Origin of the sequence: Haladaptatus caseinilyticus (assembly GCF_026248685.1) — an archaeon.
In the GTDB taxonomy this organism is placed as follows: domain Archaea; phylum Halobacteriota; class Halobacteria; order Halobacteriales; family Haladaptataceae; genus Haladaptatus; species Haladaptatus caseinilyticus.
Genome location: NZ_CP111036.1, coordinates 522,019 through 535,484 on the forward strand (window position 1 = coordinate 522,019; position 13,466 = coordinate 535,484).

General features: G+C 60.6%; 16 protein-coding genes and 2 tRNA genes. 7 read left to right on the forward strand and 11 right to left on the reverse strand.

The features are described from left to right. Position 1 precedes the first annotated feature (1 nt). Genes OOF89_RS02945 through OOF89_RS02970 form a run of 6 tightly spaced genes read right to left on the reverse strand, consistent with a single transcriptional unit; the run spans position 2 to position 4,010 of the window. Entirely contained in the window at positions 2–427 is a 426-nt protein-coding gene (locus OOF89_RS02945) for a 30S ribosomal protein S19 (protein ID WP_266078296.1), read from the reverse strand. Continuing rightward, entirely contained in the window at positions 424–1,146 is a 723-nt protein-coding gene (locus OOF89_RS02950) for a 50S ribosomal protein L2 (protein ID WP_266078298.1), read from the reverse strand. The genes OOF89_RS02945 and OOF89_RS02950 overlap by 4 nt, the downstream gene beginning before the upstream one ends. Before the next feature lie 2 nt (positions 1,147–1,148). After that, complete coding sequence (locus tag OOF89_RS02955; protein WP_266078300.1) at positions 1,149–1,400, reverse strand: 50S ribosomal protein L23; 252 nt, start codon at positions 1,398–1,400, stop codon at positions 1,149–1,151. After that, entirely contained in the window at positions 1,397–2,143 is a 747-nt protein-coding gene (rpl4p, locus tag OOF89_RS02960; RefSeq protein WP_266078302.1) for a 50S ribosomal protein L4, read from the reverse strand. Before rpl4p ends, OOF89_RS02955 begins: the two co-directional genes overlap by 4 nt. Positions 2,144–2,146: 3 nt before the next feature. Further along, positions 2,147–3,163: a 50S ribosomal protein L3 gene (locus OOF89_RS02965; protein WP_266078304.1), complete on the reverse strand. Its 1,017-nt coding sequence runs from the start codon at positions 3,161–3,163 to the stop codon at positions 2,147–2,149. Positions 3,164–3,167: 4 nt separating this feature from the next. Beyond that, the gene (locus OOF89_RS02970; protein ID WP_266078306.1) at positions 3,168–4,010 is read right to left on the reverse strand and encodes an RNA methyltransferase; all 843 of its coding nucleotides are present in this window, start codon (positions 4,008–4,010) and stop codon (positions 3,168–3,170) included. A 213-nt stretch (positions 4,011–4,223) separates the two neighbouring features. Here OOF89_RS02970 and OOF89_RS02975 point away from each other — a divergent pair. Continuing rightward, a tRNA-Gly gene (locus OOF89_RS02975) sits at positions 4,224–4,294 on the forward strand. Positions 4,295–4,485: 191 nt separating this feature from the next. Here OOF89_RS02975 and OOF89_RS02980 read toward each other — a convergent pair. Continuing rightward, positions 4,486–5,460 carry a DMT family transporter gene (locus tag OOF89_RS02980; RefSeq protein ID WP_266078308.1) on the reverse strand — a complete coding sequence of 325 codons (975 nt, stop codon included), beginning with the start codon at positions 5,458–5,460 and terminating at the stop codon, positions 4,486–4,488. Positions 5,461–5,713: 253 nt separating this feature from the next. On the opposite strand from OOF89_RS02980, the gene OOF89_RS02985 reads away from it, so the two are divergent. The 6 genes from OOF89_RS02985 to OOF89_RS03010 all read left to right on the forward strand — a co-directional run bounded on the left by OOF89_RS02985 (position 5,714) and on the right by OOF89_RS03010 (position 8,718). Then, positions 5,714–5,784 (forward strand) — tRNA-Gly (locus OOF89_RS02985). Between the two features lie 186 nt (positions 5,785–5,970). After that, the gene (locus OOF89_RS02990) at positions 5,971–6,123 is read left to right on the forward strand and encodes a hypothetical protein (protein WP_266078310.1); all 153 of its coding nucleotides are present in this window, start codon (positions 5,971–5,973) and stop codon (positions 6,121–6,123) included. Further along, entirely contained in the window at positions 6,120–6,761 is a 642-nt protein-coding gene (dps, locus tag OOF89_RS02995) for a DNA starvation/stationary phase protection protein Dps (protein WP_266078312.1), read from the forward strand. Before OOF89_RS02990 ends, dps begins: the two co-directional genes overlap by 4 nt. 140 nt (positions 6,762–6,901) lie before the next feature. Then, positions 6,902–7,213: an MTH1187 family thiamine-binding protein gene (locus tag OOF89_RS03000; RefSeq protein ID WP_266078314.1), complete on the forward strand. Its 312-nt coding sequence runs from the start codon at positions 6,902–6,904 to the stop codon at positions 7,211–7,213. A 90-nt stretch (positions 7,214–7,303) separates the two neighbouring features. Then, positions 7,304–8,236, forward strand: a complete 933-nt coding sequence (mch, locus tag OOF89_RS03005) for a methenyltetrahydromethanopterin cyclohydrolase (protein ID WP_266078316.1) — start codon at positions 7,304–7,306, stop codon at positions 8,234–8,236. Further along, positions 8,233–8,718 (forward strand): hypothetical protein, encoded by a 486-nt coding sequence (locus OOF89_RS03010; protein ID WP_266078318.1) that lies wholly within the window; start codon positions 8,233–8,235, stop codon positions 8,716–8,718. Before mch ends, OOF89_RS03010 begins: the two co-directional genes overlap by 4 nt. Positions 8,719–8,893: 175 nt before the next feature. On the opposite strand, the gene OOF89_RS03015 is transcribed toward OOF89_RS03010, so the two are convergent. From OOF89_RS03015 to OOF89_RS03030, 4 genes are all read right to left on the reverse strand, one after another. Beyond that, the gene (locus OOF89_RS03015; protein ID WP_266078320.1) at positions 8,894–9,238 is read right to left on the reverse strand and encodes a hypothetical protein; all 345 of its coding nucleotides are present in this window, start codon (positions 9,236–9,238) and stop codon (positions 8,894–8,896) included. Between the two features lie 31 nt (positions 9,239–9,269). After that, a complete protein-coding gene (locus OOF89_RS03020; protein ID WP_266078322.1) occupies positions 9,270–10,913 on the reverse strand; it encodes a GTPBP1 family GTP-binding protein in 1,644 nt (547 codons plus the stop codon). A 90-nt stretch (positions 10,914–11,003) separates the two neighbouring features. Continuing rightward, entirely contained in the window at positions 11,004–11,975 is a 972-nt protein-coding gene (locus OOF89_RS03025) for a restriction endonuclease (RefSeq protein WP_266078324.1), read from the reverse strand. 79 nt (positions 11,976–12,054) lie between these two features. Further along, positions 12,055–13,458 (reverse strand): BGTF surface domain-containing protein, encoded by a 1,404-nt coding sequence (locus OOF89_RS03030; protein ID WP_266078326.1) that lies wholly within the window; start codon positions 13,456–13,458, stop codon positions 12,055–12,057. Positions 13,459–13,466: the final 8 nt, after the last annotated feature.

Genomic DNA, 13,466 nt, shown 5'->3' on the forward strand with positions numbered 1-13,466 from the left:
TTTATTTGAGTGGCACGAACTTCGAGGAGCGGGTCGCACCGATGCCCGCTTGTCCGTGTTCGACGGAGTTGCGGGTCAGCTGGAACTCGCCGAGGTAGTGGCCCAACATCTCGGGTTCGATGCGTACGCGCTCGAACTCGCTGCCGTTGTAGACGGCAAACGTCTTGCCGACGAACGATGGGAGCACCGGCATGTCGCGCAGGTGCGTTCGAATCGGGCTGTTCGCCGATTCTTCCTCGGTCTTGTTCCGGGCCTTTTCGAGCAGTTTCTCCTGCTCGACGGTCAACCCGCGAAGGATGCTTCGCCGCTTACGTGCGGGGAGCAGTTCTGCGACTTCCTCCAGGCTCATGTCCTGCAGTTCGTCCAGGTCGTAGCCGCGATAGGTGAACTCACCCTCGCGTCCGGTTCGGTATTCGTTTCCGCTCATTTGTTACCTCCTCGTCCGGTTCGTTTGGACGAGATGTCCCCGACCTTTCGTCCCGGCGGGGCGTCCCGCGAGACACTTTTCGGTCGGCCAGGGTGCTGGCGGCCACCGCCACCGAACGGGTGGTCTACGGCGTTCATCGCCACACCACGCACGTTCGGCCATTTGGTGCCGCGCGCTTTCATCTTGTGATGTTTGTTACCGGCCTTGACCATCGGTTTCTCCGTTCGACCGCCACCGGCAACGACGCCGATGGTGGCACGGCAATCAGGCGACAATCGCTTGATTTCGCCGCTCGGGAGTTCGACGACTGCGGCCTCTCGGTCGTGCGTGATGAGGTCCGCGCTGACGCCGGAGGCGCGCGCGAACTTTCCGCCGTCACCGGGTTGGCGCTCGACGTTGCACACCGGAACCCCTTCCGGGATTTCGGCGAGCGGGAGCGTGTTACCTGGCTTGATTTCGGCGGTGACGCCGACCTGAATCTCCTCGCCCACACCGACGCCTTCCGGCGCGAGGACGAGTCGCTGGTCGCCATCGTCGAATTCGATAGCCGCGACGGGGGCACTGCGAGCAGGGTCGTGTTCGATTCCGACGACCGTGCCAGTGACCAAGTCGCTGTCTTCGGTCCGCTTGTGGCTCAGTTCAGCTTTGTATCGGTGCGACGGTGCGCGGAACGTCGGTGTACCGCGACCACGTCGCTGTCCCTGAATCCTGCGTCCCATTGTTAGAACACCCCAATTCGGGAGGCGACGTCCTGCGCGTCGTCATCGTCGGACAGCGCGACGGTCGCCTTTTTCTTCCCCTTCATCGTTACTTGGGTGTTGATTTTCTCGATGGTGACTTCGTAGCGCTCTTCGATTTCGTCTCGAATCTCGGGCTTGGTGGCGTCGAGCGAAACGATGAACTGGAGCTTGTTGTCGAAGTCCATCTCGTTCATCGCCTTCTCCGTAACCCACGGATACTCGATGACGCTCATCGGTCGGCCACCTCCTCGAGTGCGCTCTCGGTCCAGACGGTCAGTCGTCCTGCTTGCGTACCGGGGGCGAGGTCTTCTGCGTTGACCTCGCTCGCCGTCGCGACGTCGGCGCCAGCGAGGTTGCGTGCCGCACGGGACGGCTCTTCGCTGGTGACGAACAGGATCGACTTCGGCGTCTTGTACTTACGACCACGGGTCGTCCCGCGACCGGCTCGGACCTTCTTGTTTTCTTCCGCGCGCGTGATGTCGGCGTCGATGCCGACTGCTTCGAGGAAGGAAACGACCTCCTTCGTTTTGACGAGGTCCTCGAACTCGTCGCTCACGACGAGCGGAAGTTCGAGGTCGTCATCGAAGCGGTGGCCGCGCTCGGCGACGCGCTCTGCGTCGACCGTTGCGGCGATAGCGCTGCGGACAGCCTGTTTACGCTCTTTCTTGTTGATGGAGAGCGTTCGGTCTTTCTCCGCCTTTGGCGGGTGTGCGACACGACCGCCCACGGTGAATGGAACGCGAGCACCGCGTCCGTTGGTTCGCGGGACGTGGGCCATACCGCGGCCACTGCCCGGCGACTCGGCGGACGTACGCATTCCGGCGTGCGGGTCGGTACCGTAGTCCTGTTTCCGATTTGCCTGTGCGGCGAGTACTGCACGCTTGATGAGGTCCGTCCGAATGGTCGTATCGAACACGTCCGGAAGGTCAACCGTGTCAGCTTCCTCGCCATTCAGGTCTCGTACTGTTGCCTGCATGGGTTATCCCTGGTTAGACTCCGTGCTTACGTAGCGCACCTCGGGGTCGAGGCGCGGTTGGTCAGTCGGTCGAATCGCAGGGCGGAAGCGCACGAGGCGCTTGTTCGGTCCAGGAACCGAGCCCTTGATGAGCGCGTATGATCCATCGACCTCGCCGTAGTTGACGAATCCGCCATCGACGGAGGCTTCGTCGTCGTCGCCGAGGGAGATGAGGCGCTTGTTGAGTTCGGTACGCTGGTGGTAGCCCATCTGACCCAGCTGTGGAACCGTCGATCGAACGCGCGACGGATTCCACGGGCCGAGGTTACCGATGCGGCGTCTCCAGCCTTGGCGGGCGTGTTTGCCCTTTCGCTTCTGGACGCCCCATCGCTTGACGGGACCCTGCGTTCCTTTCCCTTTCGTGACGCCACCGATATCGAGGTACTCGCCTGCGCGGAACACGTCCGTGATGTCGTGTTCTCCGCCGTCTTCGAGTACGTCGAGCGCGAAATCGGCGCGGTCCGTGAGGGAGCCGCCGCCGACGCGCGTTTCCATGACGTCCGGTCGTTTCTTCGGTACGTTCTGCAGTTCACTAGGGACAGTGTGGGTAATGACTCGGAGGTCAGCCACGTCGCCTGCCTCGATGGCGGTGCGGAGTTCGTCCTCCGCGGATTCGGCGTCGTGATTCTCCGGCACGTTGAGCGTGCGGTCGAGTTCCTCGTGGAACTCCGAACCCCACACTTCAGTCAACGGCTTCTTCCCGTATGGCGTGTCTTCGTAGGCACGAACGGCGACTGCCCGCATCGGGGGCGTCTCGACGATGGTGACGGGAACGGTCTCCTCCATCCCTTCGCGGGGGGAGTTTGCCTCGTCGTTGACCATCACCACGTGAGTCATTCCTGCCTTGTAGCCCGCAAAGCCTTGGAGCGACGGCTGACCGTCGCTCTCGGGCCAAGAGTTGAAGCGCGGAACCTCGCTGGTTGCACGCTTACGGGGGCCGAAGCCCAGCGAACCTTTTCGTGGTCTGCTTGTTTGTGGCATCGTATCACTCGCTGTTGAGGTTGAGGCACGCGAGGGAGGCGAACATCGCTTCTTCAGTTCGTATGACCTCGCTGCCTTGGTTCGGAACCGTATTCAGCCAGAGGTCGAACCGGGCTGGTACGCCGGATTCGACCGTGGAGATACGCTCGGGGTCTATCCCGAGTATCTCCGGCAGTCCTCGACCGGGCGAACCGAACACGACGGACATTCCGTCGTGTTCGGTTCGCGCAACGATTTCGTCGAGTCGCGCCACGGAGAGCGATTCTCCGAAGCGTGACGTGGCGATTCGGACGCCAGCATCGTCGCGGTCGAGGGCCGCCGAAAGGTCCATGCGCATCACTGTGAACCCCGATAGTGGGACGTCCACGAGCTTCGCACGGACCGGTCTTCTCGAAGAGATCCTGACGGTAACGCGCTCTCCCTCACCGACCGTCATTTGTGACGGAACGACGAGGGAGATCGGGTGTTGCAGTCCGCAATTGACCCGAACGCGCCCTTCAGGTCCGACCTCGGTCACGATTCCCTGTCTTAACGACCCCGAACCCTCCGATTCGGAGCCGGTCTGCGATGGAGCGCGGAGCGGCGGTAAGACGCCCACATATTCCAATTCGTCGCGCTTCCCGAATACCTCCTTTCGAAGATAGGGCGGTGTAGCGGCGTACCGGAGTACGGTTTCGACGAATCCGCCGCCCCACCTGCGTTCGCCTTCCGAATCGGGGAAGACGATCAGGTTATCTGCCCGGAAGATGGTCGCCGCGCGGGCGACGTAGCCGATCTTGCGAGTTGCCTCGCGTTTGTCTTCGGCCTCCCGGACGAGGGACGACGGGACGAGTATGTTGACGGTCATACCGTGACGCTTCGACGCCTCATCACTAGACTGTAGCGAAATTTTCTCAGTGATGGTTAAAAGGGTGACGCTTCCGATTTGGGCGTGTGACTCCGTCACGCGCCCGAAAACATCCGAATTAAGAGAGGTAGGTGAGTGAGTCACACACGATGGAGGGGGCGACTCGCAAGCCTTATACATTAGTCGGGAATACGGGGAAGTGCAAGCAACACTGCGCTGGTAGTGTAGTGGTATCACGTGACCTTGCCATGGTCACAACCTGGGTTCAAATCCCAGCCAGCGCACTTTTATCGAACTCACGACGACTCGCTCCGCTCGTCGTCAGTGAGGGGAAACCGACGTCAGAGAGGAAAAACCGTTCACAGCAGCGAGCGCCACGATTAGTGATCACCCACGCGCGAGCGATGAAACCGATTTTCGGCTCTGATTCAGGACCGGCGAGATCTCGCCCGTTCGTCGGCGAGTCGATCTGTCGTCAGCGTACATCTGCCGTGGCGTCTTCCGCCTCCTCCCTCGAAGTAGACGATGGTCGAAATCGGTCGATAACGACCGTCACTTCCCCGGAACTCATGAGAAGAAATCCGAGGAAGATGACGAGAAATCCGACGAACGCCTCTGGAGTGAGTCGCTCGCCGAGCACCAACCACCCCGCAACTGAGGCGACGACCGGAACGATGTACTGGACGAAGCTGGCACGAACCGCACCGATGTCCTCGATGAGTGTGACGTACATGGGATAGGCAATCGCGGTCATGAGCACACCGACATACAAGAGCGCGGCGAGCGCCGTTACGGTTGGGCTGATCGACGCAAGGGACTCACCGATGCCGAGGCTCACTAGATGCATCGCGGGTGCAGCGACCGCCATCGCCCACGCGGTCAATGTGATTTTCCCCATCTGGTGGTGCGATAGCCGAATGAGCACACCTCCCAGCGCGAGACTCATCGCACCGAGCAGGATGTACTCCTCACCACGGAGGTTCCCGGAGACGAAGCGGGCTGGGCTGGGCTGGACGACGATTGCGACGCCAACTAACGCGATGACGACACCGAAGAGGCCGAATCGAGAGAGGCGTTCGTCCGTGAGAAGGAGCGCCGCGAGCGCGATGGTAAGAACCGGGTCGAAGCTAAAGATGATCGCCGCAACCCCGCTGGTCGATTGTTCGAGACCGATGAACAGCAGCGAAAGGGAACCGAAAACGAAGAAGATACCTCCCGCGATGATACCCGCTGCGTCCTGTCGCGTGCGTGGCCGCCAGTCGTCGGTCCGTAAAATCGCGTACGCCAGCAGTAAGACGGCCGCGATATCGAGTCTGAACGCCGCGAACAGTAACGGGGGGATAAACCCCAATCCGATTTTGATCGCGACGAATCCGAACCCGAGAAGGAGGGAAACAAGCGAGAAGAGGACGAATGCGCGGTTTCGCGTCGCTACCGATTGTACTGACATGGTAGTTCATACCACACCAAGCGAACTAACCATTGCGGCCGCTCGTGAGGCCGTGTTCGCACCGGAACGGAGTGCTGTGTCACAGTCGTAGTTCACGAATACGCGGACAACGCTCGACGGTAAAAAGAAAAGAACACCTTTCGAATCGTAGGGTCCGCCAACGACTTCGTATCACCGCCCTGCTTGCGTAATGCATTTATACCCACGCGTGGCAAGATTGTACTGTCGCGAGGCGCGACGAACGCAACGCTACGCGCTGGTAGTGTAGTGGTATCACGTGACCTTGCCATGGTCACAACCTGGGTTCAAATCCCAGCCAGCGCATTTCTATCACGAGCAAATCGACGAGCGACTGCTGCTTCGTAGCTCGACTCCGTGCGAGGTAAAACCGACTGTAGATTCGAGCAGACGATGTCGCGGCCCGCGGAGGCGAACGACCGTAAGCCGAGCGGGAATGTTCGGTGAGTTCGGGAATTTTGTGCGCCGATTCTCCCAGCGTGCGACAGATAGATGACCCGTTTTCCCAATATCGAGCGCGCTGGCGACGCGCTCGACCGGGTCAGGGGTGCGTTGCGCGAAGTATTCGAATCACAAACTGATGACTATCCGTCCGAAATCCTCTTGCCGGAATCCGTCGTCCAGAGGATGAGGTGGGGAGAATGAACCAACCGGAACACAGATCCGAAGATCGACACGGCGAATCGACAGCCCGAATGTTTTTCACACAGAACGATGTCCCGGACCGTGACCGCCGGGCACTGGTCGAACTGCTGAATCAAGAACTCGCGGACACGACCGACTTGCTGACACAGACGAAGTACGCACACTGGAACGTGAAAGGGATGCAGTTTTACCAACTGCATCTCTTGTTCGACGATTTCGCGTCGGTGCTGTTCGAACACGGTGACGAAATCGCGGAGCGGGCGACTGCCCTCGGCGGCGAAGCGATGGGGACGGTTCGGATGGCGTCTACTAACTCTCGGCTTCCGGAAATTCGAACCGACGCCGTCACCGGCCAGCAGTACGTCGAAGCACTGGCGAACAACGTGTCCATCCACGCCGCAAACGTGCGGGAAGGTATCGATATCGCGGTAACACACACCGATCAAGACACCGCCGATCTGCTCACCGAACTCTCGCGAGAGGTGGACAAGTACCTCTGGTTCCTCGAGGCGCATCTACAACGGGAACCGATTCAGCCAGCGGTCGAAGAACAGGGACGCAGTCCGAAACGGGAGTCGAACGAAAACGGGAAAGACCGACCACGGCGCTATCAGCAAGGAACAGCTCCGACACGGTAACGAACGGTACACGGATACGGCGCGTGCGATACTGGAACGGGATATATCGACCCCATATTTTACGCAACGAGACGAGAACCGGACCGACTGCCGGGAGGAAAACCCACACGCTAACGTCATTCGCGATCGACAGGAACCGTATGACAGTAATCGCGCTCCTTTCAGTCGCACCGGTTACCGAGGGAAGCATGGCAGGCGAAGTCGCGAAGGCAGTCGAAGCACTGGACGATTTCGACGTTTCGTATGAAACGAATCCAATGGGGACAGTCATCGAAGCCGATTCTATCGATGAACTGTTCGCCGCCGCACGGGCAGCACACGAAGCGGTGGACGGTGAACGTGTGAGCACGGTGCTCAAGATAGACGACAAGCGCACGCGCGACCAGCGCGCTCACGAGAAAGTCGATGCGGTCGAAGCGGCGCTCGGCCGGGAAGCGAAACGCGACCGGTGAGGGTTGGTTGGGGATCGATACCCCGCCGACTGGACGACCACCGAGTCAGGAACCCGGAACTGTTTACCGGGTGACGACCAACCCGGAGACATGGAGAGTCTCAATCGGATGGCCCTCGAACTCGTGGACGAGGCTATCGACTTCGCGGGCGAACTGAACGTCGCCGCGTACGAGTTGGACAACGAAGCGACCGTTCTCGATTTCGGTATCGAAGCACGGGGCGGAACGGAGGCTGGGCTCCTTCTCACGGAGCTCCAAACTGCGGGATTGGCGACGGTACAGACCCGGATGGGCGACGTCGCCGGGGCTCCCTTCCCGTACGTCGAACTCTCGACGGACCAACCCGCGCTCTCCCTCCTCTGTTCGCAAAAGGCGGGGTGGGAACTCGCCGTCGATGGATTCGAGGGACTCGGAAGCGGCCCGGCCCGCGCACTGGTTGCCGAGGAGGACGAATACCGGCGCGTCGGCTACACGGATGCCTTCGATTTCGCCGTGCTCGCCATCGAATCCGACGAGCTTCCGGACGAGGCGGTCGCCGAGCACGTTGCCGACCTTGCGGATGTCGAGCCGAACTCGGTGTTCCTCCCTACCTTTTCCACGGGGAGCACTACGGGGAGCGTGAGCGTCGCTTCTCGAGCCGCCGAACTCGCCGTCTTCCGACTGAGCGAACTCGGATACGACCCACTAGACATCCTCTCCGCGAGGGGTTCGGCTCCCGTCGCGCCGGTCAGCTACGACGAAGCGACCGCTATCGGGCGAACGAACGACGCCCTCGCGTACGGCGGACGAGTTCACCTCACCGTTCGCGAGGAGTTCGACCGGTTCGACGAACTGCCGTCCACCGCGAGTGACGAGTACGGCACGACGTTCCAGACGTTCTTCGACGGTGCCGACTGGGATTTCGACACGATTCCCGAGAGCGTCTTTGCACCGGCACAGGTTACGGTGGACGTAGTGAACGGGCCAACGCACGTCCTCGGCGAGACGAACCACGACTTGCTAACGGACAGTTTCGACCTGTGAAGTTCAAACTCGTCCCCGAAGCACCCGCGGAGTTCGGTTTCGTGGCGGACGCCCAGCGGGCCGTACCGCTGGTACCCGGTACGGAGGACGACTGTTGTGCCCGTCTCATGAACCGGCTCGATTTCCCGAGTCGTGACGTCGCCCGGACGTGGCTTACCTTCCTCCGGGCGCTCGAACTGGCAGAAGAGACGCAGTCGGGGTACGCCCGACTGCGTCGTGACCCGAACCGCGACGAGCTGGCCGAGGCGTTCGAATCGCGGGTATACGGTGTCTCGACCGTTCTGTCCGTGCTCGACGAACACGGCCCACTTACCGAGCAGGCCGTGTTCGAACGATTCCGCGAGGAGATTCCGACGTGGGAACGCCACAAAGACCCGACCAGGGTAGAATCGGTGTGGCGCGAACGAGTCGGAAATATACTGGACTGGTCGGTGCTGTTCGGACTGGCGGAGCACGTGAATGGCGAGTATCGGCGAGTGTAAACGGGTCGGTGGAGCGGAGTAAACCCGGAATCGGAGGACATCAACCCGAAGTGGTTCCGTTTTCGTATATAAACGTACGCCGACCCAGCATCCGATTTCGCCGTCGAAAAAGCCCCGACCGCTCGTCGAGCGTCCGTGGGTGTAAGGGTCTCCGTCGATATACCTCGTTTATCCGTCATTCCTCGGCTTGCAGATATCGAAACCCGAGTGTGACGAGCATGACCGACCCCGCCACACCCATCAGCAGGGAGAACTGGTCGCGGCCGCCGAGGAAATAATCCGTCAGCGACCAGACGACGACACCGCTGAAGAACGCCACCTGCCAGCGGAGGGTTCGCGTTATATCGCGGAACACGCCGACGAAGAGGACGCCGACGAGGTAGAGGATAGGAACGCCTTGGACCAGTCCGCGGACGCCTCGTTCCGAGACCAACCCAGCAACCGAGGCAAGTGAAACGAGCAAGAGGAGTGCTGTAAACACCTTCGTCACGGTGGCTGCGTCAAATCGCACTCTCGACATGAACGATATTTCGGTAAGCGGGAAAATAAACCTACTCGACCGGCGTCACGTCGGTGACGGTACCGACGCCCTTGCTTTGGCCTTCGCGGAAGACGAATCGCTGACCTTCCTCCACGAGGTAGGGACGGAACTTGAATCGGACCGTCGTCGTCCCTTTGTCGCCTGGAAGGAGGTGGCCACCCTCGGGTTCGAAGACGGCGGTTTCGCTGACGGTTTCGAGGTGGACGACGGGTTCGTAGCCCGTTCCGATTCTCGTGGGGTGATTCAGCACCATCACTTCGGCCTCGAACTCCCGGACTGCGGTGAGGTCCGTCTCGGGCGGGACCAACACCATTCCACGCTCGATGTCCGCTTCTCGTACTCCTTTCAGCGCGATACCGACGATTCGGCCCGCCTTCGCCTCGTCGACGCGATGGTAGTGCATCTCGATGGATCGAACGACCACCGTTCGGAACCTGCCATCGGGCATAGGGCCGAGCAGCAGCTCATCACCCGCCTCCACCGACCCCGAGTTGATGGTTCCGCTCGCGACCGGACCGACACCCGTTACGCTATAACTACGGTCGATGTACATCCGGAACTCGCCGCTGTCCGCGGTCGTCTTCGGTAACCGTTCGAACATCGAGTCCAAGTCGTCCATCCCGTCCATCGTGACCGCGCTCGTCAGCAGAACGGGAACGACGTCCTTGCTCACCTCTTCGATGGCGACGTCGACGCCGTGGCGTCCGACCCGAAGGGGTGTCTTGCCGACCTCACGAAGCAGTCGCTCGACTTCGCGTTCGACCGCCATAGCGCGGTCCTCGTCCACCATGTCGGTCTTCGTGATGACGACGATGGTCGGCAGTTCGGTCGCCAACAGGATGCCGAGATGTTCGCGCGTCGTCTTCGTCGGACCGTCGTCCGCGGCGACGGTCAGGAGTCCATAGTCGAGTTTCTGTCCGACAAGGCCGCGAATCGTCGTCCGGAGCCACGGTTCGTGCCCCACGGTATCGACGAACGAGACGAGTCGGTCGCTCTCCTCGACGATTCGTGCGCGGTCCGACTTGCGGTGCGGATTGTCCATGTGGACCGGCCCATCCTCGTCGAATCCGTAGACTGCGTAGGAGAGATCGGCGCTGAGTCCGCGCTGGACTTCGTGGGGTTGCACGTCGAGGTACCCTCGGGTTCCGCCTTCGCCGTCGTCCGATTGGCCGGTGACGAGACTGCCGACGAGGGTGCTCTTCCCGTGGTCCACGTGGCCCGCGGTTCCGACGACGATATGCTCGCTGTCGGTTTCGAGCACCGCTCCCTCGCGAATGGTTGCGACGCCGACGATACCCCCAGCCCCGTTTCGCGTCGAGGCGCGAGTACTGGTTTCCGTAGCGTCGATTCCCCACGTCTGGACGTCCTCGATGTGTGCTCCAGCCTCCTCCGCGAGAAACGAAAGGACGTCCATCGATTCCGAAAAGAGATCGGGGTTGATTCCTGCCAGTCCCCCATCGTCAGTAACGCCGACCACGTACGTCGCCTCGCCGTTCCCCGACAGGACGCGGTGGCGTAACTGTGCGGCCAGACTTTCCATCCGCCCTTCGGCGAGGTGGATCTCCCTCGTTAGCCGTTCCTTGAACTCAACGCTACCGCCTTCCTGCTCCCCTTGGTCGAGAGCATGCTGCAAGGCGGCGCGGTCGGCGCTCATGAACCCGAGTTAGGGACGGTCAGACAAAAGGTTTGCCCGCGTTACAGGACCGTCGACAGTGGTCGGATATAGAGCACTCGAGAGAACTACTTACAGCGTGACGGCCAAATTTGAATCCCGAGTGAACGCGATACGAACGCCACCGTGTTTTACCCGGTCGCTGACGATGAGCGTCGCCTCGCTCGCATCGGCGTCGAGGGAGACGACGGTCCAGAAGGTCTCCGTCTGCCCAACCCCGATCACCGTGGGCGAGAACGCAGTTACGTTTTCTAATGGCTGATACCCGTGAACCGTTCCGTTCGAACGAACGCCGAAATCCGCCGGTTTGAGGCCGACCGAATCGTTGCCCTCGTTCGTGACGTTCATCCTGACGAGGAGGAACTGCGTACCCTCGTTCGGTTTATAGACGCCCGAATCACCGGACTCCGGGTCGATTTCCGACACACGCTTGGCGTTCCACCGGATCGACAGTGAATCGGTGGCGTTGTGAGGTGACGTGAATCGTGCCGTAAGGTTCCATTCACGCTCCTGTACCTCTCCGCCGGTTTCGAAAATCATCGGTGCGACGGTCGTCGCACCGACGAGAGCGAGGAGGGCAACGACGATACCGGCGGCGACTTTCGGCGAGATATGCATCGAGTCCGGAAGCGACGGGAGTGAGGGCCCGGCGTCGTCGGAATCGGTCGTTTCATCCACGTCGGTGTCCGCGTATCGTCGGACGAGGTCGTGGAGTTCGCGTGCTTCGACGATGGTTCGAAGTTTTTCGCCATCGACCAACTGCACACCCGCCTGTGAACCGATTTTCTCGGCATCGTCGGTGAAATTCCCCGACGTAACGACGGCACCTTCGCCGACACCATACTGCTTACAGAGCAGACCGAACTGCTGGATCTCCTCACCACTGATGCCTTCACCAGTCGCTGGCCGCGCCCAAATCAGGCCTTCGGCACCGTCGCGTTGCAGTGTGACGAACGATTTCTCCTTTTTCGTGGTCACCTGTGTTTGCCACCCCTGTTTCGACCAGAGGGCAGCGACGAACTCGGCGAACTGGGACTGTTCCATTGAACGTATCATGGTCTGCGGGGCACCGCTGGGTTCGTGCAGTTATCCTCAGTCATCGTATAAAAACTATTGGACAATTTCATCGGAAGCGTCGAACGACGAGGAATCCGGCGGCCACGAGCGCAACGAGTGCAACAGTCACATCGAATCCCGGCAGGCCGCCCTGCGAAACCGTCTGGGCGGTAATCGGTGCGTCGGTGGAAATCGATGTCGGCGGTGCCGTCCCGGTCGTAGTCGTAGTCGCGGTAGTCGTAGCCGTTGTCGTCATCGTCGTGGTCGGTGTGGTCGTCGTAGTCGTCGTGGGTTGTACGATGGTCACGGGTGTCGATGCCACGATCCCGCGGGTCGTTTTCCCTTGGTCTCGGAGTTCGATCGTGAACTCGGTACCGGACGTGACCGCACCGAAATCGAAGGTCGCACCGAACGTCCGGTTTTCAGTGACGACTGGTGTCGCTGGCCAGAAGAACGGTTTTTTCCCCTCGTCGAATGCGGTCACATTGATGGTCGTTCCTGGCGCGAGCGTCGTCTTTCCGCCAATGGTAGTCTCGTCCGCAACGATCAGCACGTCGCCATCGTAATCCAGCGTCACTCGGCGTTCGACCACCCTGAAACTCGTCGTCGCGGTTTCGACATCAGTGACCATCGAGTTGTCCGCACCGATTTCGAACGTCACATCGTACTCGTCGCCGACTTCCATGCCGTGCTTCGCCGTATCGACGACGAGGTACAGCGTATCGGTTTCCTCGTCTAGTCGAAGCCGTTCCGGTTCGACTTCGGTCACGTCCGCGCCGTCGAACTCGTTCGGAACCGTGTTTCGCTCGCTATTACTCTCGTAGAACGCAATCGAGACGTTCTCGTCGCTTCCGTCGAGGCTCGCATCGTGAATGAAGCCCGCAAGGCCGGATACATCGAGTGCGAAAACGAACCGGTCACGGCTCGCAATCGTTCCGTTGGCGTCGGTCGTCGATGCCGCTTTTTCGAGGTCGGCCGGTGATTCGAACGACGCGAGATCCGTACTGGCGGGGAGAACCAGCGTGCGCGCACTGCCCGTTTCACGCTCCTCGACGGTAAACGACCCAACGTCCTGCGTAATCCCGTCGATCGTGACGTTCATATCGTACGTTCCTGTCTGAAGCGGCCCCGCCTCGGATGGAACTAGTGTGTCGACCTTTCCCCGCAATCCGCCCTCGACCAGTGTAACCGAGTCGTTACCATCCGCTCGGTAGGTGTTGAGCGCGAGCGTCGTCTTCCCGCCCGTCACGTTTGCTTTTACCCAGAACCCCTCGGCCTTCGATCCGATATTTACGGTTGCGGCCTCGTTCGTTCGTACAGTTATTTCGATCACGTCGCCGCGGTCGTCGCTTACCGTCGAATCCGTGAAGGCGGCGCTCTTTCCATCTACGACGGTAATAGACGCCAGCGGAGCGACGACGAGCGAACAGAGGAGTACCGCGACCACCCATGCGTGCTTTTCGGACGTCATTTAGCACC